This is a genomic window from Beijerinckia sp. 28-YEA-48 (genome assembly GCF_900104955.1).
Taxonomy (GTDB): Bacteria; Pseudomonadota; Alphaproteobacteria; order Rhizobiales; family Beijerinckiaceae; genus Terripilifer.
The window spans coordinates 416,989-441,407 of the sequence record NZ_FNSI01000002.1 but is presented as its reverse complement, the minus strand read 5'-3'; the positions used below and the strand labels follow the sequence as shown (position 1 = coordinate 441,407).

Genomic DNA, 24,419 nt, shown 5'->3' with positions numbered 1-24,419 from the left:
GGGAGAGAGAGGGATCTCGGCAAGGGCATGTGCTTGCGATAAACGCGGTGTCTGTCGATTGGATATTTGCTGCGCTGCAATTCAAGGCACATGCCTCCAAGCATGGTGCAATCTGCCGCGTCTTTAAGCATCCGGCTTCGCACGATGCAGCCATAGGCTAATACGCCCGCATCATTTTGTATAGACAATGGTGTCTTTTTTTGTATATACAAATGAAAGGGCGCGACACTCTCTGTCGCGGGGCAACAATAAGAGCTGGTCGGAATGGCGCCGATACTTCAGGTCAAGGATTTGCGTACTGCATTCCGTTCGCTGGGCGGCGAAATCCTGACGGTCGATGGTGTCACGTTCGATGTTGAGCAGGGGCAGACCGTTGGCCTCGTTGGGGAATCTGGTTGCGGCAAGAGCGTCACGGCGCTCTCTGTAATGCAGCTGCTCGATAAAAAGGCCGGGCGTATCGCTGGTGGCGAAATTCGTTTCGATGATCGCGATCTTATCGGCTTGTCCGACGAAGAGATGCGTAATGTCCGTGGCAACGAGATCGCGATGATCTTTCAGGAGCCGATGACGTCGCTCAATCCGGCTTTTTCGATTGGCATGCAGATCGCCGAATCCGTGCGGCTTCATCATGGCCTCAGCCGGCACGCGGCGCATGACCGGGCGATAGAGATGCTAGGGCTGGTCAAGATTCCCGATCCGGCGCGACGCGTGAACGACTATCCACACCAATTTTCCGGCGGCCAGCGTCAACGCGTCATGATCGCCATGGCGCTGGCGTGCGATCCGAAACTGTTGATCGCCGACGAGCCGACGACGGCGCTCGATGTGACCGTTCAAGCGCAGATCCTCGAACTGCTGGCCGATCTCCAGCAGAAGCTCGGGATGGCAGTACTGCTGATCACGCATGACCTTGGTGTCGTTGCGGAGCGTACCAATGCGGTCGCAGTCATGTATGCGGGCAAAATCGTCGAACGCGCTAGTCCCGAAATGATCTTCTCGCACCCGCTGCATCCCTACACGATCGGATTGATGCAATCGCGCCCCGAAGTGGGAGCCAACAAAACTCGATTGCGCGCCATTCCGGGTATGGTGCCGCATCCACGCAGTTGGGGCATCGGGTGCCGTTTTCGCGATCGCTGCACGCGGGCGGATGCCGCCTGCGCTGCGGCGCAACCGCCTCTGGTCGAAGTCGAGCCCGGTCATTGGGTCGCTTGTCTGAAGGTCCAATGATGCCGTTCATTGAAATACGAGATCTGAAAAAGGAATTCCCTCTGCGAGCCGGGCTGCTCGGGCGGGCGCGAGAGCATGTCCGGGCGATCGCCGGCGTCGATCTCGATATTCACCAGGGCGAGACCATGGGGTTGGTCGGCGAATCTGGTTGCGGAAAGAGCACATTGGGTCGCTGCATCACGCGGCTCATCGAGCCGACCTCCGGCACCGTCATGTTCGACGGTGAGGACCTGACGAAACAGTCGCGTCAGGCCCTGCGGGCCACCCGGCAGAAGATGCAGACGATTTTCCAAGATCCCTATTCTTCACTCAACCCGCGCATGAAAGTCGGCGACATCATCGGCGAGGGATTGACGATCCATAAGTTGGCGCGCGGCAACGCGCGCAAGGCGCGGGTGATGGAACTCCTCGCCTCCGTCGGCCTGCGGTCGACCTATTATGATCGCTATCCGCACGAATTCTCCGGCGGCCAGCGCCAGCGTATTGGCATTGCCCGTGCGCTTGCGGTGAACGCGAAGTTCATCGTCGCCGACGAGGCGGTCTCCGCCCTCGACGTGTCGGTTCAGGCGCAGATCGTCAACCTGCTGCTCGATCTGCAGCAGAGCCTCGGATTGACCTATCTCTTCATCTCCCATGACCTACGCGTTGTCGAACGGGTCAGCGATCGTGTCGCCGTGATGTATCTGGGGCGGATCGTCGAGGTTGTTGCAGCCAAGGCGCTGCATCGACAGGCTGTTCACCCCTATACGCGGGCCTTGCTCGCGGCGATTCCGGCGGCTGGTCCGGCCGCAGGTGTTGACCGCGTGGTGTTGCAAGGCGAACCGCCGAGCCCGATCAATCCGCCGTCCGGTTGCCCCCTTCATCCACGTTGCCCGTTCGCGGATGCCCGTTGCGCTGCCGAATTACCGGCCCTGGTGTTCGAGGAGACGCACGGTGTCGCCTGCCATCGGTTTGGTCCTGGTGCCGATCGGCCCATGATGGAAGGGGCCAACTGATCATGCTCACCCAAGTGTTCCGACGAGTTGCTGGTACGGTTCCCGTCATCCTTCTGATCTCGCTATTCGTCTTTCTCCTCATTCATGCCGCGCCCGGGGACCCGTCGGCCCTTTTGCTGCCGGCCCAGGCTTCGCCCCAGGAAATCGCCGAGGCCCGCCAGCGCTGGGGGCTCGATCAGCCCATTTACGTTCAATACGCCCGTTTCCTGATCAACAGTCTCAGTGGCGATCTGGGCACATCATTTCTGTTCTCCGATCCGGTCGTCGATCTGATCAAGGATCGCATGCCGGCGACCATCGAGCTGGCCATCGTTTCGTTACTGATTGCCCTGGTGTTCGGCGTACCGCTTGGCCTGTGGGCCGGGGCGAAGCCGAATTCGGCGATCGACAACATCGGTTCCGTGGTCGGGTTCTTCGGCATCTCCATGCCGAGCTTCTGGTTCAGCCTGATGCTCATCCTGGTCATCTCCGGCTATTTCCACTGGTTGCCGTCCAATGGGCAGAGCACCTATGGCATCGCGCCGGATGCCGACAGCGGCTTCTATATCGCGCGCAATGTGCTCTCCGGAAACATGGACGCCGTTGTCGATGGTCTCCGCCACATTCTGATGCCGGCCATCGCGCTTGGTACGAACATGATGGGGATCGTCATGCGCGTGACGCGCTCGTCCGTCCTGGAGGTTGCCCATGAGGATTATGTGCGCACGGCGCGCGCCAAGGGGCTGCCGGAACGCACGGTGTTGTGGCGCCATATCCTGCGCAACTCCCTGGTGGCCGTCGTCACCGTCGTCGGGCTGGAACTGGGCACCTTGCTCAGCGGCTCCATCATCGTCGAAACGATCTTCTCGTGGCCAGGCAGCGGGGCTTTGCTGATCGGCGCTATCCAGGCGCGCGACTATCCGCTGATCACCGGCACCGTGCTCGCCTATTCGATCTTCTTTGTCGTCATCAATCTGGTGGTCGACGTTCTCTATACCCTTATCGACCCGAGGATCCGTTATGGCCAATAGCGCCGGATTCGATACGGAACTGGATATGGCACCGAGGCCGGATCGTCTGCGCCTCGTCCGACTGGCGCTGCGGCGCTGGTTGACGGCCAAGATCATCGTCGGCGGTCTGGTTGTCGTGACCCTAGTGCTTGTCGGGAGCCTGGCGTCCCTCATCGCACCCTATGATCCCAGCGCACAGGATCTGTCGATGGCTCTGCGGTCGCCCGCCTGGTTCTCCGGACCGCATATGCTTGGCACTGATGCCATTGGGCGGGACGTGCTGTCGCGCGTCATTCATGGCACTACGATTTCGCTGCAGATCGCCGCCGCCGTCGCGATTGTCTCGGGCATCGTCGGCGTGGGATCAGGAGCGGTTTCGGGCTATTTCGGCGGTAAGGTGGATTTCGCGATCCAGAAAGTCGTCGAAGTGATGTGGGCGTTTCCGCCGCTTCTGCTCGCCATCGTGATCATGGGCTATTTTGGCCAAGGGTTGGACAATCTCATCTTCGCGCTCGTGATCCAGCGCTGGATTCCGTTCTGCCGGGTGGCGCGCGCGCAGGCCATCGCTTTGCGCAACCGGGACTTCGTCGACGCCGCCCGCTCGCTGGGCGCAAGTGATACACGGATCGTTGTCCGGCACGTCATCCCCAATCTGCTGCAGTCGCAGCTCGTGATCGGGACGTTCGCCATGGCGGCGGCGATCATTTCGGAGGCTGCGCTCAGCTTTCTCGGGTTGGGCGTGCCTCCGCACATCCCAACCTGGGGCGGCATGCTCGCGGAAGGCCGCACTTACATCAGCACCGCATGGTGGCTCGCGCTGTTTCCGGGCCTGTGCATCTTCGCGACGGTGCTGGGTATCAATCTGATTGGCGATGGTCTGCGCGATTTGTTCGACCCACGCCTGAAACGTTCCGATGGGTGACTGCTAGATTTTACAGAGGGAGAAAATCATGTCGATACGACGTACAGCCTGTTTGACATCCGCTGGTCTCTTCGCGGTGGGAGCCGCCTCCCTATTGAACGTCGTGCCGGCCCTTGCCCAGAAGGCGACGCGCGTCACCATCGCGGTGACCGATACCAGCAACACATTCAACCCCTACGGCGAAAGCAATTCGCTGATGTATGGCATCTGGTGCCATGTCTATGGCTGCCTTGTCGATTACGACGCCAAGAAGGGCGAATATGTCGGCCTCCTGGCCGAGCGTTGGGAGATTCCAGATCCCAACACGTGGGTATTTCATCTCCGCCGCGACGTGCGCTGGCACAATGGCGAGCCGCTGCGCGCGAGCGATGTCATTCACTCCTATAAGCGGATATTGAGCGATCCAGAGAGCAAGCAGCAAAGCAATATGAGCATGGTCGCCGATATGGTCGCCGTCGACGACCATACCGTCAAAGTGACGACGAAATCGCCGACGGCCTCGCTGCTCTCCTACCTCGTCCAGCTCATCGTCACGAACAAGAATGTTTATGACAAATACGGTGCGAAGGCCGCCGATACCAAATATGCCATTGGGGCGGGCGAGTATAAGCTGGAACGGTTGATGCCAGGCCAGATGATCGCCTTGGCCAAGAATCCTGATTTTCCTGGCATGAAGGAGCGCAAAGGCGCGCCAGACAGGATCATCTATCAGATCGTTCGCGAACCGGAGGCGCGCCTGGTCGGCCTCTTCAACGGCGAATATCAGGTCGTTCAACGGCTGTTGCCGGATCTCATTCCACGGGTCCGCGACAATCCGAAGACGAAGATCGCCTCGACGCGGGTCGCCGAGTTCATGTTCCTGGGCATGACGCCGAAACAGAAGCCGTGGGACAACAGGCTTGTCCGTCAGGCGGCCTGTTATGCGCTCGATCGCGATTCCATCATCAAGAACGTGCTGAAGGGCGAGGCTGAGCGGCTCGACGGTGTCGTTGGCCCTGGGCAGTATGGCTACGATCCGGCGACAAAGACGCGCTATCCCTACGATCCAGCGAAAGCAAAAGCCTTGCTCGCCGAGGCCGGCTTTCCCGATGGTGTCGATGTCGATCTGTCGACCTCCACCGGTCGCTTCCTCCTCGACAAGACCATTGGCGAATCGATCGTCCCGATGCTGAAGGCGGTCGGCATTCGCGCGACTTTGCACACGCCCGAGGTGGCGACCTATTGGGCGAACATTCAGCGCGGCGACGTTCCCTTCTACTATTGGGGCCGTCAGGCCGTGATGGATCCGAGCGCCGCCCTGTCTCAGTTCTTCGAGACGGGCGGGTCGCCGCGCATCGGCATTTCTGATCCGGATATCGACCGCTATCTGCAAGAGGAGCGCCGGACATTTGAGCCGGAGGCGCGCAAGCGCGTTCTCAATCAGGCGTTCAATGCCATCCTCGAAGCCGCCCCGGCCTGCCTCCTGTGGCGTTACAACCACTCCTACGGCGTGTCCAAGGCGGTTGAGTTTACGCCCCGCCCGGACGATTGGATCACCCCCAATGACGTTCGTTTGGTGGAGTAGCACGGCCCAAAGTCAGCTTGCTGGTGGGGGCGGCGCTCAATGCGTCGTCCCGGCCCATCACTCAACGGCGGCAAGAAAGAGAAAGCCATGTCCCCGAGCAATGAAAAATATATCGAAGTCGACGGCATCCGCACGCATTACTATGACAAGGGCGAGGGAGATGTGGTCGTTCTGCTCCACGGCAACAGTTGCGCCGCGGATCTGAGCGCTGACTGCGCTGTGAATTGGAACTTGAACTTTAGCGGACTTGCGGAATCGGGCCGCGTCATCGCGTTGGATCGGATCGGTCAGGGCTATACCGACAATCCGGTACAGCTCGAGAACTATACGATGGCGACCGACGTCGCCCATGTGGCCGCTTTCATTCGGACTTTGGGCTTGCGCAATGTGCATCTCGTGGGCCATTCGCGCGGTGGCTATGTCGCTTGCCGCACGACCCTGGAGCATCCCGACCTTATCAAAACGCTGACCATCGTCGACAGCGGCACCTTGGCGCCCGGCCAGCAGCGCCACGACGTGGTGATGGCCGGCGCGCCGATGCCGCGTCTGGTCAAGGAATCGCAGCGATGGGTGCTGCAACGCTATTCATTCGGCTACGAGCATGTCGACGACGAGTGGCTCGATGCGTTGACCACGGTCGCGGCGACGCCGAAATACAAGGACGCTCTCACCCGCATGTCGAAAGCCGTGTTTCTCGGTCATCTCGAGAAGCAGAAAGACGAGACCCTGGCCCTGCTGCGCGATCGCGGCATGCGCAAGCCCACGTCGCTGATCTGGAGTTATAACGACCCGACGGCTCCGATCGAGCAGGGGCACGGCTTGTTCGAGATCATTTCCGCGAACGAGCCGGACGCGCAGATGCATATTATCAACAAGTCGGGGCATTTTCCCTATCGCGAGCATCCGGAACATTTCAACAGCGTGATCCGCGGGTGGGTGGCGTTGCATCGTTAGGGGTGTGCCGTGGAACGAATATGGGACAAATTTCTGACGGATCGTGACCGCGAAGTGTTCGCGGCCTCGGGCTATGGCGCGCTGGCAGGCTATGGCAAGCGGCCGGCATTGCTCATCATAGACGTCAATTACGGGTTCTGTGGCGACAAGCCCGAGCCGATCCTGCAATCCATCACGCGATGGAGCAATTCCTGCGGTGCCGAGAGTTGGGAGGCGATTGCGCATATCGCCTCACTGGCCGACCTGTTTCGGGCCAAGCGGATGCCGGTCATCTTTACGACGGGGCATATCCGGCCGGACAATTGGGATGCGGGCGGCTGGGCCTGGAAAAATGCTCGCTCGTGTGAGGCCGTCCCCCATCGGAAGATGGCTCTCGATCCCAACGCGATCGTTGCCGAGCTAAAGCCGGAGCCGCAGGATATTGTGGTTCACAAGCAGAAGCCGAGCGCGTTCTTCGGCACTGACCTGATGAGTTATCTCAACCTGCTCGGTTGCGACAGCGTGATCGTGACCGGGACTACGACGAGTGGCTGCGTTCGTGCTACTGTGATTGATGCCTTCAGCTACAATATTCGCGTGACGATCGCCGAAGACGGCTGTTTCGATCGCAGTCAGGCGAGCCACGCCCTCAGTCTCTGCGATATGCATGCGAAATACGCCGATGTCATGCCGATCGCCGACGTCCAGAAACACATCGCAACGCTGTCCGATGATTTGTTTCCCAACCTGCCGAAAACTTGACGCACGAAATCCTCTCCGCGGAGATGGTCTGGAATGACATGAATGGTTCGATGGAGGTCGCGAATGAGGTTGTCTTCTTGGCTTAAAGCGATGTGCGTGTCGCTTCTCGCGGCGGGCGCAGGCCCGGCTCTCGCCGCCGAGCAATTCGGAGACCTGCGGTTCGCGACGCCGGGCCCCTTCCTGACGACGTTGCCGACGGAGGTTGTCCGCGTCAAAGGGCTGGATAAGGAGGAGGGCTTTAATGCAGTGCTGACGCGCGCGTCCGGCCCGGTTGCAATCAAGGCGATGCTCGCCGGCGATTTCGACTTCTCGCTATCCGGCGGCGCGGCCTTGACCGCGGCCGTGAGCGGGCTGGCGGTCAAAGTGATTTATGTCCACGTCGACAAGTCTCTCTATTTTCTGTTCGCCCAGGAGCAGATCGGCTCGTTGAAGGCGCTCGAGGGCAAGCGCGTGGGGATCGACGCGGTAGGCGGCACCACCGATATCATCGTGCGGCGGGCCATGCGGGAATCCGGGGCGGATCCGTCGCGCACGATCTTTGTCGCGCTTGGCTCGCAAAACGTGCCGACAACGCTGGCCGCGGGCGCCATCGAAGCCGGCGTGATCACGCCGCCGCGAGAGTTTCAACTGAACAGCGCCAAGGCGAAGTTCGTGAATCTCGGCTTTCTCGGTGACTACGCACCGGGGCTGAATGGCGGCATAGCGACCACCGACAAAGCCATCAAGGAACGGCCGCGAATGGTCGCTGCGGTCGTCAGCGTCCATGCCAAGGCCCATCGATTCATTCTGGAAAACCGCGACGAAACGGTCGCCATCATGAGCCGCTTCTTCAATCTGTCGCTGGAGGATGCAGGACAGTCCTACGATACGACGGTGCGACCACATTTCAATAAATCGGGTGCGGTCGATGTCGAGACGCAGAAGAAGTTCGTCGAGGAGCAGATGACCGCCTTGAAGCTGACCCGTGCACCCGAGATGCCACGGATTTTCGACTTCTCGTTCATTCCGAAATAGCTGGGTGCGCATGATGGCCAAATTTCGATCCGAGCCGGAGCACACAGACGGCGGCATTGAGTGCCAGGCCGTCAGCCACTGGCTTCCGAGGGAGGACGGCGGCGATATTCAAATCCTCGATCGTGTGTCCCTCACTATCGCCGAACGCAGCTTCGTGTCGCTTCTTGGGCCGTCGGGATGTGGGAAGACCACGCTGTTGCGCGTGATCCACGGCCTGATCATGCCGTCGGATGGCGCAGTCGTGATCGGCGGACAGCGAGTCGCGGGGCCCGGCGTCAATCGTGCCATGGTGTTCCAGGAGCACAATCTCCTGCCCTGGAAGACCGCATTGGAGAATTTGCAATTCGGTTGCAAACTGGTGGGAATTCCGCCGGAGGAGAGCCGCCGCCGCGCCATGAATGCGATGGCGCTGATGGGGCTGAAAGGCTTCGAGAACTACCTGCCGAGCCGGCTCTCGGGTGGTATGAAGCAGCGCGTCGGCATTGCCCGCGCCTTGAGCATCCAACCGCAGATATTGCTGATGGACGAGCCCTTCGGCGCCCTCGATGCGCAGACGCGCGAGGTTTTGCAGGCCGAGCTGTTGCGCATCTGGGAAGCGGATCGGAAAACCGTCGTGTTCGTGACCCATTCGATCGACGAGGCAATCCTGCTGTCGGACCAGATCGTCGTGATGGATGCTCATCCTGGCCGCATCAAGACCATTATCGACGTTGATCTGCCGCGACCACGCGACGATGACATGCGGGCCGATCCGCGCTGGGTCAGTCTGCGCAAACGACTATGGCAATTGCTCAAACCCGGAATCGTCGAGGTCCACTGATGGTAACGCAAGACCGTGTCATCGAAGGGATGGAAAGCCCGCGCGCCCGATTGAAAAAGCCCGCCTGGTGGACGTCGAGCCGTGCGCTCAGCACAATGTCCGTGGTCGTTTTCCTGGCTGCCTGGCAGTTCGTCACCAGTGTCGGCCTGATCGAACCGGTCTTTCTCGCCAGCCCCTATGCCATTCTGCAAACGGCCTATCAGCAGTTCTTCGTCGATGGCGAGATCTACCAGCATATCGCCGTCAGCTTGACGGAGGCGGTGATCGGCTTCGGGCTGGCTATCTTTTTTGGCGTGTTGCTTGGGTTGGCGATGGGGCGGTTCGACCGGGTGCGGCATGTCTGCGAGCCGTTTGTCATGGCGCTCTATTCAACGCCGTCAGTCGCGTTGCTACCCTTGTTCATCCTGTGGCTCGGGATTGGCCTGTGGTCGAAGGTCCTTATCGTGTTCCTGGGCGGCGTATTTGCCATTCTGGTGAATACGATTGCCGGCGTCAGAGGCACCAATCCGCGCTTGATCGAGACGGCACGGGCCTTCACTGCGAGCCAGACGGAAGTCTTTCTTTACATCATATTACCCGCAGCCATTCCGTTCATCGTCGCGGGTATACGGCTGGCGATCGGCCGGGTGCTGATCAGCGTTTTCGTAGCCGAACTCTATATGTCGAACGAAGGCGTCGGCTTCCTGATCACCCAGGCGGGCGCGACTTACAACACGGCGCTCATGCTGATGGGCATCATGCTGTTCACGCTCACCGGCATGGCCTTGTCCCAGAGCCTTTCGTTCGTCGACGACCGTTATCTGGCGCGTTTCCGGGAGCATTGAGCCGCAGCGAAAGCGTCTTGATACTCGGTCTGCTCGAATATCAAGACGCATCCAATGGCGGATGGATGGCCCAGGCGAGGAGGCTAGCGCGGCCAGAATATCATCAGGTAAATCTCGGCGGGGGCCAGGCCGCTCCGATGAAAGCTGATGGCGTCGTTGCCGGAGAGGTCGGCCTGATCGAGGATCACGGTATCGCCATCGGCGACGTGAGCGGATGCTTCGCCGACGGCGAGCTTTAGGCCGCCGGCGCGCGGCATGATCGCGACTGCTACGGCACCATTCGGGATCATGACGGTCTCTTCGATCTGATGACGCGTCATGCGATGGCGATAACGCGCCTGGTTGCTCATCACATTGAGATCGTCGATCGCGCCATCGATCAAAGTCGCGTTGGTTTCGACGTGACCGGAGAAAGCGTGCGGCGGCGACGAGAGATCTAGTGTGACAGGCGGCGCCCCTCCGATGGCCAGGCGGATGCCTGCCCCGGAGAGGACGGCCAGCGTGCGGTCGACGCCGGGGAACCGCGAGAACGGTCCCGGCGTCGCCACATGCGCCATGCTGATCCGCCAGTCGAAGTCATCGAGAGTGGCGTCGTCTGGCGCGATCGCCACTTCGATCGTCACGCCGCCACCGTTCTTCCACGGCATGCGACGGTAATCGATCGAGTGGATGAGACGCATGGTTAGTCGAGGCTCGGCAGGTTGAGGGCATGCTCCCGTCCGCAAGCGATGGCTTCCTCGTAGCCCGCGTCGGCATGGCGCATGACTCCAGTGGCGGGATCATTCCACAGCACTCGCTCGAGACGCTTGGCTGCCTCCGGCGTGCCGTCGGCGACAATCACCATGCCGGCATGTTGCGAATAGCCGATGCCGACGCCGCCGCCATGATGCAGCGACACCCAGGTCGCGCCGCTGGCGCAGTTGATCAGCGCGTTGAGCAACGGCCAGTCCGACACTGCATCGGAACCGTCCTTCATCGCCTCGGTCTCGCGATTTGGGCTGGCGACGCTGCCGGAGTCGAGATGGTCGCGGCCGATGACGACCGGGGCGCTCAACTCACCCTTGGCGACCATTTCGTTGAAAGCCAGACCGATGCGATGGCGGTCTCCAAGGCCGACCCAGCAGATGCGCGCCGGCAGGCCCTGGAATTGAATGCGCTTGCGTGCCATGTCGAGCCAGTTGTGCAGGTGCTTGTTATCAGGCAGCAGCTCCTTCACTTTGGCATCGGTCTTGTAGATGTCCTCGGGGTCTCCCGAGAGAGCGGCCCAGCGGAACGGGCCGATGCCCCGGCAGAACAGGGGGCGAATATAGGCCGGCACGAAACCCGGAAAGTCGAAGGCATTGGCGAGGCCTTCTTCCTTCGCCATCTGGCGGATGTTGTTGCCGTAGTCGAGGGTCGGGATGCCGAGTTTGTGGAAGTCCAGCATCGCCTGGACGTGATCGACCATCGATCGCTTGGCCGCCTTCTCGACAGCCTTCGGGTCGCTCTGCCGCTTCTCTTCCCACTGCGCGAGGGTCCAACCTTTCGGCAGGTAGCCGTTCACCGGGTCGTGCGCCGAGGTCTGGTCGGTCACCACGTCCGGCCTGATGCCGCGCTTGACCAGTTCCGGGTAGACATCAGCGGCGTTGCCGAGCACGCCGACCGATATCGCCTTGTTGTCCTTGCAGGCCTGGGCGATCAGCTCGAGGGCGTGGTCGATATCCTTGGCCTGCACGTCGAGGTATCCGGTGCGCAGCCGCATCTCGATCCGGCTCGGCTGGCATTCGACGGCCAGGCAGGATGCTCCCGCCATCGTCGCTGCGAGTGGCTGCGCGCCGCCCATGCCGCCGAGGCCCGCTGTGAGAATCCATTTGCCGGCGAGGCTTCCCCCATAGTGACGACGACCGATCTCGACGAAGGTTTCGTAAGTTCCCTGAACAATGCCCTGCGAACCAATATAGATCCAGGAGCCGGCCGTCATTTGGCCGTACATCATTAGCCCCTTGCGATCGAGCTCATGGAAGTGATCCCAGGTGCCCCAATGTGGCACCAAGTTCGAATTGGCGATCAGCACCCGCGGCGCATCGGCGTGGGTGCGGAAAACCCCGACCGGCTTGCCCGATTGGACGATCAAAGTCTCGTCATGTTCGAGGTTGCGAAGGCTAGCCACGATCCGGTCGAAACTCTCCCAGTTGCGCGCGGCACGGCCGATGCCGCCGTAGACGACGAGTTCATTCGGCTTCTCGGCCACATCGGGATCGAGATTGTTCATCAGCATGCGCAGGGGCGCTTCCGTCAGCCAGCTTTTGGCGGTTCGTTCGTTCCCATGCGGAGCGCGAATGGAACGGGTATTGTCGACACGGGTCATCAAACGGTCTCCAGCTTCAATGGATAAGAATCAGGGGTGTTTCGCGAACTGCAGACAAGCGTTCAGAATGGTGGTCAGCGTGGTGCGGACAGGCGCCGCATAGACCGCATCGAACGGCGTCGGCCATTTGTCTTCGCCAACCGGCCCGGATGGCTCACGCATATAGGCGCGACAGGAAAGCTCCATCTGCACGGCATGGACGCCATCCTGCGGCCGCCCGTAGCGCCGCGTGATCCAGCCGCCTTTGAAGCGGCCATTGGCGATATGGCTGAATGGCGAGGTGGCGCAGATGTTCTCGATCGTCGCCGCCAACAAGGGATCGCAGCTGGTGTCTGAATTGGTACCGATGTTGAACACCGGCAGTTCGCCCTCGAACAGGCGCGGGATCACCGAGCGGATGGAATGGCAATCATAAAGAACGACGCGCCCATGGAGGTTGCTTAGGCGGGCAATCTCGTTCTCCAGCGCGGTATGATAGGGCTCGAAGAAGCGCCGCCGCCGGTCGGCGACCTCATCCGAGGTCGGCTCCTGGCCGGGTTTGTACAGCCGCTCGCCGTCGAAGGTCGTCGTGGGGCACAGCTCCGTGGTTGCCTGACCTGGATAGAGCGAATCGCCCGATGGATTGCGGTTCACGTCGATCACGGTGCGCGAAATTGCCGTGTGAACGATCGTGGCGTCGAGTTCGCCAGCGAAGTCGTACAGCTTGTCGATCCACCAGTCGGCATCCTTGCGCGCGAGCCAGGGGGAGACGAGCTGGGTCTCGTAGTCTGCCGGCAACTCGGTGCCGGTGTGCGGTAGCGAAATAACGAGTGGAGCCTTTCCACGGTTGACCGTCAGCCAGTCTTGCATTGACCTCTCCACACACGTTGTTCAAGCGGATTGAATCCGATCCGGTAGACCAGCTCCGCCGGCCGTTCGATGTTCCAGATTGCCAGGTCGCACCATTTGCCGCGTTCGAGAGTGCCGATACTGGAGAGGCGCCCCAGCGCACGCGCGGCCTCGCGCGTCACACCGGCGATCAACTCGTCGATGGTGAGGCGGAACAAGGTGGCGCCGAAATTCATCGTCAGCAATAGAGACGTGAGGGGCGACGTGCCGGGATTGCAGTCGGTAGCGATGGCAATCTTCGTGCCGTGTCGACGAAACGCTTCGATCGGCGGCAATTGTGTTTCGCGCAGGACATAATATGCGCCCGGTAGCAGCACGGCGACCGTTCCGGCCTGGGCCATGGCAGCGGCACCGATCTCATCGGTATATTCCAGGTGGTCGGCCGAGAGCGCGCCATATCGTGCGGCCAGGGCCGCGCCATGTAGATTCGAGAGCTGGTCGGCATGCAATTTGACGGGAAGCCCGGCGTCCTTCGCAGCTTCGAAGACGCGGGTCACCTGCTCGGGCGAAAAGGCGATGCCTTCGCAGAAGGCATCAACCGCATCGGCGAGGCCGGAGCGGGCAATTTCGGGAATCATGGCGCAGACCGCCTCAATATAGGCGTCCTTATTGACATATTCAGGCGGCAGCGCATGTGCGCCGAGGAATGTGGTGACGACATCGATCTGGCGATCATGGGCAAGCGCTCGCGCGACGCGCAGCATGCGCAATTCCGATTCGCGGTCGAGGCCGTAGCCGGACTTGATTTCGATGGTGGTGACGCCTTCCGACATCAACTGGTCGAGGCGGGGCAGGGTCGCGCGCATGAGATCGGTTTCGGTGGCCGCGCGGGTGGCCCGCACCGTGGAGGCGATGCCGCCGCCGGCGCGAGCAATATCCTCGTAGGAAACGCCTGCGAGGCGCTGTTCGAACTCATGGGCGCGGTCGCCACCGAACACCAAATGGGTGTGGCAATCGACGAGCCCCGGTGTGATCCAGCGACCATCGAGCTTGACCTGCTCCACCGCGTCCCAGCCGGTCGGAAGATCGGCTGCCGCGCCGACATATGCGATCTTGCCGTCCTTGGCCGCGATGGCGGCATTCTCGATGACGCCGAGTTCGGGGCGGGTTTCGTCCAGGGTGACAAGCCGGGCGTCGAGCCAAATGGTATCGAAGCGCATTACATTTTTTCCGACTGTTGTTTCAGCTCGCTCGGTTCATTTGTATATACAATATTGCTGGGAGCTGCAATTGTCTATACAATAATAATTGGTGGTCGTGTCACGGAGGAAGAATCTCATGTACCGTCAGTATGTCTTTGAGCACGCTTGGCTGCCGGGCGGATGGGCGCGCAATGTTCGGGTTCAGGTACTTGATGGCATCATTGCCGAAATTGAACCGGACGCGTTATCCACGGTGACGGAAATGGTGCCGGGGCTTGCGGTGCCGGGAATGCCGAACCTGCATAGTCACGCATTCCAGCGCGGCATGGCAGGATTAGCGGAACGCCGTGAGCCGGCTGGCGATAGTTTCTGGACCTGGCGCGAGGTGATGTATCGCTTTCTTGATCGGCTTACACCCGACGATATCGAAGCGATTGCCGCGCTCGCCTATATCGAGATGTTGGAGCGCGGCTTCACCACGGTCGGCGAGTTTCATTACCTGCACCATGCCCCCGACGGTAAACCTTATGACGAGCTTGGAGAAATAGCGTTTCGCATTGCCGCCGCTGCCGAGCGGACTGGAATCGGCCTGACGCTCTTGCCTGTTCTATATGGCTATGCCGGCTTCGGTGCTTTGCCTCCGGCTCAGAATCAACGTCGCTTTATCAATGATCCAGAGCGTTTCTTGCGGCTCGTTGAGCGGACACGGGCCGCTTGTGCGCCCCTTTCCGCGGCAGTGGTTGGAATCGCGCCGCACTCGCTACGGGCCGTGACGCCCGAAACCCTACGCACCGTGTTAGAGGCAGTGCCGGGCGGTCCGATTCATATTCATGCGGCCGAACAAATGAAGGAAGTAGAGGACTGTGTCGCTTGGTCTGGCTCTCGCCCGATCGAATGGTTGCTCGACCACGTGCCTGTCGATGAACGCTGGTGTCTCATACATGCAACGCATATGACGGCGACGGAGACGCAACGCCTGGCCGCCTCGCGCGCGATAGCAGGGCTATGTCCGTTGACTGAAGCCTCTCTTGGCGACGGTGCATTTAGTGGCGCCGCTTATCTCGCCGCCAATGGCCGATTTGGCATCGGTAGTGATTCCAACATCGAGATCGATGCGCCGGGTGAGCTACGCCAGCTCGAATATAGCCAACGCATCGTGAAGCGTGCGCGTAATGTCATCACGGTAGAGGAAGGCGAGTCGACTGGTCTGCGTCTTTATACGGAGGCGCTGAAAGGCGGCGCCCAGGCTTTGGGGCATCCGGTCGGCGCATTGGCAGTTGGCCATCGCGCCGATATTGTCGTGCTGGATGGCGAACATGCGGGATTTGCGGGACTACCATCCGATCATTGGTTTGATGCATGGATATTCTCTGCCGGACGCAGTGCGATCCGTACCGTTTTTACTTCAGGAGTGAGAGTGGTCGAAGACGGTCACCATCGTTGCCATAGGGAAGTGCATGCGCGGTATCGCGCCGTCATGAAAAGGCTACTCGATGCATGACGGCGGTAGAGCCTACGAGTGGCAGTCCGAGCATTGGCGAGGGGCACGTCGATCTTAATAGTACGTTTGTCGCCTGTCAGACTGCTTCAGGTCGTGATTGCTTGCCGCTAGCCCGCGACCTTGTATAAGAGCTCAGGCTAAATGGCTTACAATCTGGCTATCGCGATGTCAGCGCCTTCGCGTAGCGCGCGTAACTTTTTCCAGGTCACGATGGGATCGATCTTGCCATAACCGGCGAACGTACCAAAGCCGCAGTCGGTGCCTGCGATCACGCGTTCAGAGCCAACGATCCCGGCGAATCGTTCGATACGCTGTGCAATGAGCTCAGGATGCTCGATATAGTTTGAGCATGTGTCTATGAGGCCTGGAACAAGAACCTTGTCTGCCGGTAGTTTCGCGTCGCGCCAGACGATCCATTCATGCTCGTGGCGTGGATTGGCCGCTTCGAAGAGAAGCTGCGTCGGCCGCGCCTTCAGCACGATGGAAAGGATCTTTTCAAGGGGAATGTCGAAATCGTGCGGGCCTTCGTAATTGCCCCAGCAAATGTGCAAGCGCATGCGCTCGGCTGGAATGTTCGCCGTCGCCGCGTTGAGCGCTTCGACATTCTGTTCCGCACGCTTCAGAAACTCCGCCTCGCTCAGATTCTGGAAGCCGGTATGTGCCGCCATCGCGAGATCAGGCGCATCGAGTTGAAGATCGAACCCCGCTGCGACGATGGCTTCGTACTCCGGCCGCATCGCGTCGACGAGATCCACAAGATAGGCTTCGTGCGTCGGATAAAACTTGTTCGATTGAAAGGCGGTAATGAGGCCGGGCGAAGCCGCGTTCATGAAGCCGCGGACATTCGCGCTTCTTTTGCTCATAGCGGTCTTGAAGCGGCGAATATCATCTTCGACCGGCTTAAAGTTGACCAGCCGCACGGGTCCAATGCAGGCCGCGCGCGTAAATGCCTGCGTCCCCATGATGGCCGCGAGCTTTTGGCGCAGATCGGGCAGATCGGCGAGATCTTTGGCCGGTATCCGCTCCGCATGGCCGCCGAAACCGGATAGGCGCTGTGTGATATAAGTTGAATAGCCAACCTTGCCGAGTTCACCGTCGCTAACGATCGTCACGCCTGCATCGACTTGTGCGCGCACGGTCTCTTCAATCTCCGCAGTCACCAGCGCGTCGAACGCGGCTTCGTCCACAAGCTCGCTGTGGTCGCGCTTTAAGAGCGCCGTCGTCAGCGCGGCAGAGCGCGGCAGGCTGCCGACGTGGGTGGTGTCGATGAACGTCATGCGAGAGAAACCTTGAGATCGAGAAAGCCCGTACGTTCGGCGAATTTCCAGCCATCGGACGTGTGCACGAGGCGGTCGCGGAAGCCCCCAATGAGCGCTGGAGACTTGGCTTCGGATGCGCCGGCGGGGGCGGCGTAAAGCACAAGCGTCGAGCGCGCGGACGCCTCGTCCGTCGTGATCACGTCGACGACGATGTTGGTGATGAGGTGGCAGGATTTGCGCGGCGGACGACTTTCGAACGAGGCGCGGATCGCGTCACGCCCGACGACCGGATCGCCGCCGGCAGGGCGAATGAACCGCGCGTCGTCGGTAAACATGGCGGTGACGGCGGCCCAGTCAGCGGAATCGTTGAGTAGGCCAAATTGCGTGATGAGACGGGAGATGTCCTGTTCGGCGATGAGGCGGTCAATCGGCTGCATGAAACCCGTGGCTTGTAGCGCGAACCGCTGGGCATTTCGACGGGCGAAATCCTCCGCAGCCCGCATTTGCGGATGCAGCCCACATTATAGAGGTAACTCATGACCGACAAGCTCGGCCCGGCATGGTGAGAACCCCAGGCGTCACGCGCGAATCTGGCGGCTGAGGGCTAGGTGTTTAGCTAGCCATAGATTCGTGTTCGCGGCAGCATTTTCGGCCTGATTAAGACGACATCGATTGCAGCGAGCAGATGAACAGGGAGGCCTGTGACCAGTTCGACAGGCGGGCCATCAGTTCCATGGGTATCGGCTACGGTTGTCGGGCCGAGCCGCAGTGCTGGGGCAATTGCGCCGAATCGGCCACGCCCTGTGGGCCGTAATGTCCTGTTTTGCGTCTCGAAAGCCGGCTGATGCTCGGAAGCAAAGACCGTTAGCCGGGTCGAGTTGACGAATTAACTATGCCGTGATGTCGTTGGGATCATCATCTTCGATGATAGTTTGATTTGCTTCTGTGCAGCGGGTTGCGTCATGCAGAAGCCCCGGTCGAACGAGAGAGCTATGGACCAAGAGGTGCTGCTCTGAGAGAGATCATAGAAGCAGCGTTGCGCAACAACTGGAAAAGTCTTTTCTCCTACGCGCTCCGCTTGACCGACAATCCCGATGTTGCCGCGGATCTGATTCAGTCTTGCGCCTTGAAAGCACTTGGGACCTTAGGGGCGCAGCCACGTCCAGAAGCCGTGCGCGCATGGTTGTTCAAAATCGTTCGCAATGCCTGGATTGATAATTATCGGCGAAACCGCCTTCTGGATGAGCAGATGGAAGGAGACTATGCGCTGGAGGATGCCAGGATCGATCATCGTTATGACGACGGCATTATCGCAGAGATTACCGTCCGGCAGGCATTGAAGCAGATCGCGCCTGTCCATCGCGAGATCATCGAATTGGTCGATCTGGCTGGCTTCCGCTATGGAGAGGTCGCATCCATCCTGGGTGTGCCGCAGGGAACGATCATGAGCCGACTCAGTCGGGCGAGACAGGCCTTGCTGGCCGTCATCGAGTGCGAGAACCTGCGCCCATTCGAAGCGAGACGCCGACATGCAGGGTAACAGTTCCGCCCCGGACGGCGAGATTTCCTGGGACAAGTTGAACGCCTATTTCGACGGCGAGCTTTTGCCAGGCGAGGCTGCCGATGTAGCGGCGGCGATCGCTCGCGATCCTCGGTTGGCTGAACGTTTGGCGACGTTGTCGCGTCTGCATGCCACTACGCGTCTTCTGCGTCCTGAGGCGGCAGCGCCAGCGTTCGCGCTGCCGCGCCAGCGCCGCCTGAAATGGGCTCTGTCCATGGCGGTCGTTTTGATCCTTGCATTCGGCATCGGTCTCGGCGCACTGCGCTTCTTGGATCCAGCGCCAAGAGAGGACGGCGCGCTCGCCGCGGCAGTCGCGGCTCATCGTCATTGGATTGCGGAACAGCAAGAAGGAACGCCTGGCCAACGCATCCAGGTCGATCTTACCTCCGCTCAAATCGGGCGCCTTCCCGATCTGCGCGCTTCCGCGTTGGAGCTCGCTTACCTATCACTTGACCCGACGTCGCGCGATGGCGGGCTGCTCGCTGGCTATCGTGGACAGCATGGCTGCCGGCTTGGGCTGTGGATGGCACCCCATTCGCGACGCTGGGGGGAGACGCCGGTTGCAACCGACCGCGATGGGCTGCGCATACGCGCCTGGAGCACGACAGAAGCGGATTATGCATTGCTGAGCCGTGGCATGGATCCGGCTCGCCTTGACCGCTTCGCTGACCTCATTGCCAAGCTCACACGCCAGAAGCAGGTGCCGACCGAAGAGCAGATCGCAGCCCTTAGGGAGGTACCGAATATCGGACAGCCATGCGGCGCCTGAGCCACCTTTCCGCGTCATGGAATAAAATGACGCTTTCGTGCGTCTCTATCTACTGAGGAATATGTCCTCGGGAGAAAGACCATGTTGAACAGACGACAGATGTTGACATCTGCCGGCGGGGCCGCCTTGGGCTTGGGAGCCGTGGCAATCGGCGGCTTTCGGTTCTCGGCCATGGCTGCCGAATCCGTCAAACTGCCCTTCGAAAATGGCGAACGCCAGCTCGTCCAAGTGCCGGGCAAGCGTCCTTTAATACAACAAACCGCCCGTCCGCCGCAGCTGGAGACACCATTTTCGGTCTTCAACGACGGCGTCATTACGCCCAACGATGCGTTCTTTGTTCGCTATCATCTTGCTGATATTCCAGCAAAAATTGATCCGGAGCTGTTCCGGCTCGAGGTGAAGGGCAAGGTGTCTAAGCCGCTCTCGTTATCGCTGCACGAACTGCGAAGCACGTTCCCCGCGATTGAGATCGTTGCGGTCAACCAATGCTCCGGCAACAGCCGAGGCTTCGTCGAGCCGCGTGTCGCCGGCGGCCAGCTTGGCAACGGTGCCATGGGCAATGCCCGTTGGCGCGGCGTTTCGCTCAAGGCCATACTTGAGCGAGCAGGGGTCCAGGGGGGCGCGGTTCAGGTCGCCTTCGCGGGCCTCGATGGGCCGGTTGCCCCTGACACGCCCGATTTCACCAAGGCGCTCACACTCGATCACGCGCGCGACGGCGAAGTCATGCTCGCCTATGCCATGAACGGGACGGATCTACCTTGGCTCAATGGTTATCCGCTGCGCCTGGTTGTGCCGGGCTACTATGGTACCTATTGGGTCAAGCATCTGAACGAGATCACTGTGCTCGACAAGGAGCTCGATAGCTTCTGGATGAAGACGGCCTATCGGATTCCCGACAATGATTGTGCCTGTGTCGAGCCCGGAAAAGCGCCCATCGCAACAATCCCGATCAACCGCTTCAATGTTCGCTCGTTCATCACCAACGTGCAGGATGGGGCAAAGGTCAAGGCAGGTAAACTAGCCTTGCGTGGCATCGCTTTCGACGGCGGGGACGGCATTGCGGAAGTCCAGGTTTCCGGTAACGGTGGCCAGTCCTGGGTCAAGGCCAGCCTCGGCAAAAATCTCGGCAAGTACTCGTTCCGCGAATGGACGGCGAATGCCGTCGTCGCCGCAGGCGAGCAGAAGCTGATGGTCAAGGCGACGAACGCCAAAGGGCAGTCTCAGCCGATGCAGCCGCTCTGGAATCCGTCTGGCTATATGCGCAACGTCGTTGAGACGACGCGCGTCATGGCAGCATGAGGGAGAATATCATGACAATGATCACTCGCCGTCCCCGCGCGCTTGGCGCTGCGTTTATCCTGGCACTTGCTTGCATAGGAACTGTGCTCGCCGCTCCGAAGACCTACCAGCTCCCAGACGAAACAGCGACACTCAAGCCAGGCCCTGAGCCGGGCTTCGAAGCCGCCAAAAACAACTGCGTCGCTTGCCATTCGCTCGACTACATTAACTACCAGCCGAGCAAGAAGGGACATGCTTTTTGGGACGCTGAGGTCCAGAAGATGATCAAGGTCTACAAAGCTCCGATCGATGACAAGGATGCGAAAGCCATCGCGGATTATCTCGGCCAGACTTACTGACATTTGAAGCAACTGGCGCCTCCCGCTTGGAGGTGCCAGTTCTAATCTGCACCCAGTGCACCAAGGCCATTGAACAGGCTGTCTATAGGGACGTCCCAGGCATCATAACCGTAGACCCAATCGGCATTGCCGGAGCTGCGCAGCCATTCATTCTCGGTCGAAGCTTGCTGAATGCGGCTAGCGCGTTGCTTTCGAACGGCGACATAAGCCTTGAGTGATGAGGCGATGTCTTCATCACGTTCTAGGCAGCGAGCCAGAACGGCGGCGTCCTCCAGGCACATAGCCGCGCCTTGAGCCATGAAAGGCACCATGGCGTGACAGGCATCACCGAGCAAGGCGACACGGCCGGTTTCCCAGTTGCGTAAGGGCGCGCGGACATAGAGAGCTGTCTTGAGCGGCGTCTGGCATTCCGCGAGCACGCGCCGCGCGTCAGGATGGTAACTGGCGAAGGCGGCACGCAGATCTTCAATATCGGCTTTGGCCGACCAGGATTCGCGGCTGATTTCCGGTTCCTCCTTGGTGGCGAAAACGAAAAGTTCCTCGCCATTATTAATGGCTGCTGTCACCAGCTGGCTTTTGAGCGTCGGGCCCCACCATTTGACGAAGGATTGATATTCATAGCCTTCGAGGCGCGCGGTCGGAAAGATGTCTCGGTACGCAACCATGCCCGTATAGGTGAGATCAGGTGCCTCGAAGAAAATCTGCCGCACGGTCGAATGAATGCCGTCTGCGGCAATGAGGCCGTCGAAGCGCTTCTGCGTGCCGTCTTCGAGATGAATCGTGACGCCATCGGTCGTCTGATCGACTCTGACCAGTTTTGAATTGAGATGAACGGCGCCCGGAGGTAGGGCGCTCTCAAGTGCCGAGAGCAGATCGGCGCGATGCACCATCAGCTGCGGAGAGCCATACTTGCGCAACGCCAGCTCGCCCATTTCGAGGCGTAGGGTCTCCTCGCCCGTGTCCCAGGTGCGGCTGACGCGGAATTCGGGACTGAAGGAGGCTGCGCGCAAATGCTGGCCGATGCCGAGACCATCGAGAACGCGAACCGCATTGGGCGTCAAATTGATCGCCGCGCCGATGCGACGGAACGCCTGCGCTTGCTCGAAAATGGCAACGGAGATACCACGTTGATGCAGAGCAATCGCTGCGGCCATGCCTCCGATACCCGCTCCCACGATCGCAATTTGTCGAGAAGCCATGCCGTCCATCCTCGCTTTGACAACGGATCGAGTATAGCAATGAGTTTACATCGTCAACTGAATAGCTGGCTAACGAAAGACCTGACGAGATGGCAAAGACGTCCAGAACGGTGAAGACAGCAAAAGCCGGGGTGCGGCCCGTTGCTCCAAAAGACAGCAGAGGGGATGGCAGCGAACGGACATCAAGCTTGATCGATTCGATGACGCTCGGCGCCCGCATGATGACACTGTCCAATCTCATGCGCCGTATCACGGCTTTGAGATTTCAACGGTTCTTTGATCTCGCGCTTGTCGACGGATGGATCGTTTCGCACCTTGGCGTGGGCGGCCCGATGTCGCTTGATCAGCTGGCTTATTGTGCCGGCCTTGCCAAGAGTCAGATGAGCCGGGGAGTGACCAAGCTTGTCTCACTGAAACTGGTCGATCGCCGCCGTAATCCCGACAATCAGAACGAAGTGATCTTGACCCTGACCTCTGGCGGCAGGGACATTTACAAAAAAATTAAACAGCAATGGCCCGAATATAATCGACTTCTGACGACAGGGTTGAGTTCCGCTGAAAGCGACATGCTGCTCGACCTGGTCAAACGGCTGACCGACAATTCGCGGCGCAACCTGACCGACGAGCAACAAGCCAGCGGCGAGGAGGTCGATTTCTAAAGTTCGGAAAGATGTATCATGTACCGAGCTATAATGAGTGGGTATGAGCATGGCCGCGATACCGTTTAGATGATGGTAACAAATACCTGTGTCCGAAAGGTTTGTGCGATGCGTTGGCGCGCATCTTGGCGTCGTCAAATAGTTTCACCGGCTAAACGCGGTGCGAAATAGCGCTAAGCGCATATACCATCAGCATTCCACGCCAATCATTTCGTCATGCAGGCGCGCGCAAAGCAATTGACTTTGTAAACAGCTTCACACACATTCTCGTCATCCATCTTCGGCGATATGCGCCGAGATACGGGAGGGGCGATCATGTCGCGAGCGGTGTTGACGCGCTTGATGGGTGTCGCGGTCTTGGCGGCGCTGACGTTTGGCGCAAAGGCGCAGACAGTAGCTGTTCCGCAACCGTTGCAAGCCGTGTTGGACGACGTGAAGGCCAATCCAATCGTGAATTTGGCGTGGGCTGAATCGTCCTTCGGCGGTTCTGCCGGCGCTAAACGTTTCGAAGCTGAGATCCGTAAGAAATACGGCGTCAATATTTCCATTCGTTTTATTCCCATGTCTGGTTTCGCGCGCGTCGGCGGCCGGATCGCCACCGAATATGCGGCGAAGCAGTCGGCCTTTACCGATGTATGGCTGTCGACAGCCGCGCAGATCGTTCCGATTCTGGAGCGTGATCTCCTGGCAACGATTGACTGGAATGCATTGATGCCAGGTCGTCTGCCGACCAATGCCGTCGATGCCAACGGTAGGTCCATCAAGGTTGCGACGGGCTTCTCGGGGGCCGACTACAACACGCAGTTGGCGCCGATGGTGCCCAAAACCCTCGAAGATTTCCTGCGCCCAGAATGGAAGGGGAAGCTGGCGACGACCGCCTATGCCGCGAGCTTCGACGTGTTGGCCGCCAACGGTGTCTGGGGCCGCGAGAAGACGCTCGATTACGTGAGGAGGCTGCTGCCAAATATCAGTGGCTTGATGGATTGTGCCGAGTCAGAGCGGATCGCGACCGGTGAATATGCGGGGCTCGTGATGAATTGCCTCGGTCAGTTTGCCATCCAGTGGCACGATAAGGGCGCGCCGATCGCGCGCATGATCCCGCTCGATGCGCCCGCCCGCCGCTACTACTATCTGTCGGTGCCAAAGAATGCCGCCAATATGGCGGGCGCCAAGCTTTTTGTTACTTACATGATGTCGCCCGAGGGCCAGAAGGCGCTGTGGGATCTCGAGCGGCTCGATTTCGATGAATTGCCGGAATCGCATAGCCGCGATGAGGTCAATGCGCTCAAGGCGCAGGGCGCCAAATTCACCGATGTGACGGTCGAATGGGTGGCCGCCAATCCGGAAGTCGAAAAGACCAAGGAAGAGATCATTCAATTGCTGCGTACGAAGTCGAAGTGATCC

General features: G+C 59.9%; 24 protein-coding genes. 17 read left to right on the top strand and 7 right to left on the bottom strand.

Features of this window, described 5'->3' with window-relative positions:
* The first annotated feature begins 264 nt into the window (after positions 1–264).
* The 10 genes from BLW50_RS29910 (at position 265) to BLW50_RS29865 (ending at position 10,053) form a co-directional block, all read left to right on the top strand.
* Positions 265–1,230 (top strand): ABC transporter ATP-binding protein, encoded by a 966-nt coding sequence (locus BLW50_RS29910; RefSeq protein ID WP_090710723.1) that lies wholly within the window; start codon positions 265–267, stop codon positions 1,228–1,230.
* Complete coding sequence (locus BLW50_RS29905) at positions 1,227–2,225, top strand: ABC transporter ATP-binding protein (RefSeq protein ID WP_244544530.1); 999 nt, start codon at positions 1,227–1,229, stop codon at positions 2,223–2,225. Before BLW50_RS29910 ends, BLW50_RS29905 begins: the two co-directional genes overlap by 4 nt.
* 2 nt (positions 2,226–2,227) lie before the next feature.
* Positions 2,228–3,235, top strand: coding sequence for an ABC transporter permease (locus BLW50_RS29900; RefSeq protein ID WP_090710720.1), 1,008 nt, complete (start codon positions 2,228–2,230; stop codon positions 3,233–3,235).
* A gap of 25 nt (positions 3,236–3,260) precedes the next feature.
* Positions 3,261–4,136 (top strand): ABC transporter permease, encoded by an 876-nt coding sequence (locus BLW50_RS29895; protein ID WP_090710927.1) that lies wholly within the window; start codon positions 3,261–3,263, stop codon positions 4,134–4,136.
* A gap of 28 nt (positions 4,137–4,164) precedes the next feature.
* The gene (locus BLW50_RS29890) at positions 4,165–5,700 is read left to right on the top strand and encodes an ABC transporter substrate-binding protein (RefSeq protein ID WP_090710717.1); all 1,536 of its coding nucleotides are present in this window, start codon (positions 4,165–4,167) and stop codon (positions 5,698–5,700) included.
* 87 nt (positions 5,701–5,787) lie between these two features.
* Positions 5,788–6,654, top strand: coding sequence for an alpha/beta fold hydrolase (locus BLW50_RS29885; protein ID WP_170850474.1), 867 nt, complete (start codon positions 5,788–5,790; stop codon positions 6,652–6,654).
* 54 nt (positions 6,655–6,708) lie between these two features.
* The gene (locus tag BLW50_RS29880; RefSeq protein WP_210186186.1) at positions 6,709–7,395 is read left to right on the top strand and encodes an isochorismatase family protein; all 687 of its coding nucleotides are present in this window, start codon (positions 6,709–6,711) and stop codon (positions 7,393–7,395) included.
* Positions 7,396–7,458: 63 nt separating this feature from the next.
* The gene (locus BLW50_RS29875; protein ID WP_170850473.1) at positions 7,459–8,409 is read left to right on the top strand and encodes an ABC transporter substrate-binding protein; all 951 of its coding nucleotides are present in this window, start codon (positions 7,459–7,461) and stop codon (positions 8,407–8,409) included.
* Between the two features lie 10 nt (positions 8,410–8,419).
* On the top strand, positions 8,420–9,229 hold the full coding sequence (locus BLW50_RS29870; RefSeq protein WP_210186185.1) for an ABC transporter ATP-binding protein: 810 nt from the start codon (positions 8,420–8,422) through the stop codon (positions 9,227–9,229).
* On the top strand, positions 9,229–10,053 hold the full coding sequence (locus BLW50_RS29865) for an ABC transporter permease (protein WP_170850472.1): 825 nt from the start codon (positions 9,229–9,231) through the stop codon (positions 10,051–10,053). The genes BLW50_RS29870 and BLW50_RS29865 overlap by 1 nt, the downstream gene beginning before the upstream one ends.
* 83 nt (positions 10,054–10,136) lie before the next feature.
* Here BLW50_RS29865 and BLW50_RS29860 read toward each other — a convergent pair whose 3' ends face one another.
* Genes BLW50_RS29860 through hutI form a run of 4 tightly spaced genes read right to left on the bottom strand, consistent with a single transcriptional unit; the run spans position 10,137 to position 14,448 of the window.
* Complete coding sequence (locus BLW50_RS29860) at positions 10,137–10,733, bottom strand: HutD/Ves family protein (RefSeq protein WP_090710704.1); 597 nt, start codon at positions 10,731–10,733, stop codon at positions 10,137–10,139.
* A 2-nt stretch (positions 10,734–10,735) separates the two neighbouring features.
* A complete protein-coding gene (gene hutU, locus BLW50_RS29855) occupies positions 10,736–12,403 on the bottom strand; it encodes a urocanate hydratase (protein WP_090710702.1) in 1,668 nt (555 codons plus the stop codon).
* Between the two features lie 27 nt (positions 12,404–12,430).
* Complete coding sequence (gene hutG / locus BLW50_RS29850) at positions 12,431–13,249, bottom strand: N-formylglutamate deformylase (RefSeq protein WP_090710700.1); 819 nt, start codon at positions 13,247–13,249, stop codon at positions 12,431–12,433.
* On the bottom strand, positions 13,234–14,448 hold the full coding sequence (hutI, locus tag BLW50_RS29845; RefSeq protein ID WP_090710698.1) for an imidazolonepropionase: 1,215 nt from the start codon (positions 14,446–14,448) through the stop codon (positions 13,234–13,236). The genes hutG and hutI overlap by 16 nt, the downstream gene beginning before the upstream one ends.
* Positions 14,449–14,566: 118 nt before the next feature.
* Here hutI and BLW50_RS29840 point away from each other — a divergent pair, with 118 nt between their 5' ends.
* A complete protein-coding gene (locus BLW50_RS29840; RefSeq protein ID WP_090710694.1) occupies positions 14,567–15,931 on the top strand; it encodes a formimidoylglutamate deiminase in 1,365 nt (454 codons plus the stop codon).
* A 146-nt stretch (positions 15,932–16,077) separates the two neighbouring features.
* Here the strand turns inward: BLW50_RS29840 and BLW50_RS29835 are convergent, their stop codons facing one another.
* Together BLW50_RS29835 and BLW50_RS29830 are read right to left on the bottom strand one after the other, a co-directional pair.
* A complete protein-coding gene (locus tag BLW50_RS29835) occupies positions 16,078–17,208 on the bottom strand; it encodes a cobalamin-independent methionine synthase II family protein (protein ID WP_090710692.1) in 1,131 nt (376 codons plus the stop codon).
* Entirely contained in the window at positions 17,205–17,693 is a 489-nt protein-coding gene (locus BLW50_RS29830) for a nuclear transport factor 2 family protein (RefSeq protein WP_210186184.1), read from the bottom strand. Before BLW50_RS29830 ends, BLW50_RS29835 begins: the two co-directional genes overlap by 4 nt.
* A gap of 533 nt (positions 17,694–18,226) precedes the next feature.
* Between BLW50_RS29830 and BLW50_RS29825 the strand changes: the two genes are divergently transcribed.
* The 4 genes from BLW50_RS29825 (at position 18,227) to BLW50_RS29810 (ending at position 21,157) form a co-directional block, all read left to right on the top strand.
* Positions 18,227–18,730 carry an RNA polymerase sigma factor gene (locus BLW50_RS29825; protein ID WP_244544529.1) on the top strand — a complete coding sequence of 168 codons (504 nt, stop codon included), beginning with the start codon at positions 18,227–18,229 and terminating at the stop codon, positions 18,728–18,730.
* A complete protein-coding gene (locus BLW50_RS29820) occupies positions 18,720–19,520 on the top strand; it encodes an anti-sigma factor (protein WP_090710689.1) in 801 nt (266 codons plus the stop codon). The genes BLW50_RS29825 and BLW50_RS29820 overlap by 11 nt, the downstream gene beginning before the upstream one ends.
* A gap of 81 nt (positions 19,521–19,601) precedes the next feature.
* On the top strand, positions 19,602–20,819 hold the full coding sequence (locus BLW50_RS29815; RefSeq protein WP_090710686.1) for a SorA family sulfite dehydrogenase catalytic subunit: 1,218 nt from the start codon (positions 19,602–19,604) through the stop codon (positions 20,817–20,819).
* Between the two features lie 17 nt (positions 20,820–20,836).
* On the top strand, positions 20,837–21,157 hold the full coding sequence (locus BLW50_RS29810; RefSeq protein WP_244544537.1) for a SorB family sulfite dehydrogenase c-type cytochrome subunit: 321 nt from the start codon (positions 20,837–20,839) through the stop codon (positions 21,155–21,157).
* 41 nt (positions 21,158–21,198) lie between these two features.
* Here BLW50_RS29810 and BLW50_RS29805 read toward each other — a convergent pair whose 3' ends face one another.
* Positions 21,199–22,356 carry an FAD-dependent monooxygenase gene (locus BLW50_RS29805; protein ID WP_090710915.1) on the bottom strand — a complete coding sequence of 386 codons (1,158 nt, stop codon included), beginning with the start codon at positions 22,354–22,356 and terminating at the stop codon, positions 21,199–21,201.
* Positions 22,357–22,445: 89 nt separating this feature from the next.
* Between BLW50_RS29805 and BLW50_RS29800 the strand changes: the two genes are divergently transcribed.
* Both BLW50_RS29800 and BLW50_RS29795 read left to right on the top strand, forming a co-directional pair.
* On the top strand, positions 22,446–23,015 hold the full coding sequence (locus BLW50_RS29800; RefSeq protein WP_139267791.1) for a MarR family winged helix-turn-helix transcriptional regulator: 570 nt from the start codon (positions 22,446–22,448) through the stop codon (positions 23,013–23,015).
* Positions 23,016–23,330: 315 nt separating this feature from the next.
* Positions 23,331–24,416, top strand: coding sequence for an ABC transporter substrate-binding protein (locus BLW50_RS29795; RefSeq protein ID WP_170850471.1), 1,086 nt, complete (start codon positions 23,331–23,333; stop codon positions 24,414–24,416).
* Positions 24,417–24,419 lie beyond the last annotated feature (3 nt).

Bases quoted from the DNA above. Each gene is read 5' to 3' on its own strand.
- BLW50_RS29800 (WP_139267791.1), top strand. From the start codon at position 22,446: ATGGCAAAGACGTCCAGAACGGTGAAGACAGCAAAAGCCGGGGTGCGG.
- BLW50_RS29805 (WP_090710915.1), bottom strand. From the start codon at position 22,356: ATGGCTTCTCGACAAATTGCGATCGTGGGAGCGGGTATCGGAGGCATG.
- BLW50_RS29885 (WP_170850474.1), top strand. From the start codon at position 5,788: ATGTCCCCGAGCAATGAAAAATATATCGAAGTCGACGGCATCCGCACG.
- BLW50_RS29830 (WP_210186184.1), bottom strand. From the start codon at position 17,693: ATGCGGGCTGCGGAGGATTTCGCCCGTCGAAATGCCCAGCGGTTCGCG.
- BLW50_RS29895 (WP_090710927.1), top strand. From the start codon at position 3,261: ATGGCACCGAGGCCGGATCGTCTGCGCCTCGTCCGACTGGCGCTGCGG.
- hutG (WP_090710700.1), bottom strand. From the start codon at position 13,249: ATGCAAGACTGGCTGACGGTCAACCGTGGAAAGGCTCCACTCGTTATT.
- BLW50_RS29840 (WP_090710694.1), top strand. From the start codon at position 14,567: ATGTACCGTCAGTATGTCTTTGAGCACGCTTGGCTGCCGGGCGGATGG.
- BLW50_RS29900 (WP_090710720.1), top strand. From the start codon at position 2,228: ATGCTCACCCAAGTGTTCCGACGAGTTGCTGGTACGGTTCCCGTCATC.
- BLW50_RS29875 (WP_170850473.1), top strand. From the start codon at position 7,459: ATGAGGTTGTCTTCTTGGCTTAAAGCGATGTGCGTGTCGCTTCTCGCG.
- BLW50_RS29905 (WP_244544530.1), top strand. From the start codon at position 1,227: ATGATGCCGTTCATTGAAATACGAGATCTGAAAAAGGAATTCCCTCTG.
- hutI (WP_090710698.1), bottom strand. From the start codon at position 14,448: ATGCGCTTCGATACCATTTGGCTCGACGCCCGGCTTGTCACCCTGGAC.
- BLW50_RS29870 (WP_210186185.1), top strand. From the start codon at position 8,420: ATGATGGCCAAATTTCGATCCGAGCCGGAGCACACAGACGGCGGCATT.
- BLW50_RS29810 (WP_244544537.1), top strand. From the start codon at position 20,837: ATGATCACTCGCCGTCCCCGCGCGCTTGGCGCTGCGTTTATCCTGGCA.
- BLW50_RS29865 (WP_170850472.1), top strand. From the start codon at position 9,229: ATGGTAACGCAAGACCGTGTCATCGAAGGGATGGAAAGCCCGCGCGCC.
- BLW50_RS29890 (WP_090710717.1), top strand. From the start codon at position 4,165: ATGTCGATACGACGTACAGCCTGTTTGACATCCGCTGGTCTCTTCGCG.
- BLW50_RS29860 (WP_090710704.1), bottom strand. From the start codon at position 10,733: ATGCGTCTCATCCACTCGATCGATTACCGTCGCATGCCGTGGAAGAAC.
- BLW50_RS29835 (WP_090710692.1), bottom strand. From the start codon at position 17,208: ATGACGTTCATCGACACCACCCACGTCGGCAGCCTGCCGCGCTCTGCC.
- BLW50_RS29795 (WP_170850471.1), top strand. From the start codon at position 23,331: ATGTCGCGAGCGGTGTTGACGCGCTTGATGGGTGTCGCGGTCTTGGCG.
- BLW50_RS29815 (WP_090710686.1), top strand. From the start codon at position 19,602: ATGTTGAACAGACGACAGATGTTGACATCTGCCGGCGGGGCCGCCTTG.
- BLW50_RS29910 (WP_090710723.1), top strand. From the start codon at position 265: ATGGCGCCGATACTTCAGGTCAAGGATTTGCGTACTGCATTCCGTTCG.
- BLW50_RS29820 (WP_090710689.1), top strand. From the start codon at position 18,720: ATGCAGGGTAACAGTTCCGCCCCGGACGGCGAGATTTCCTGGGACAAG.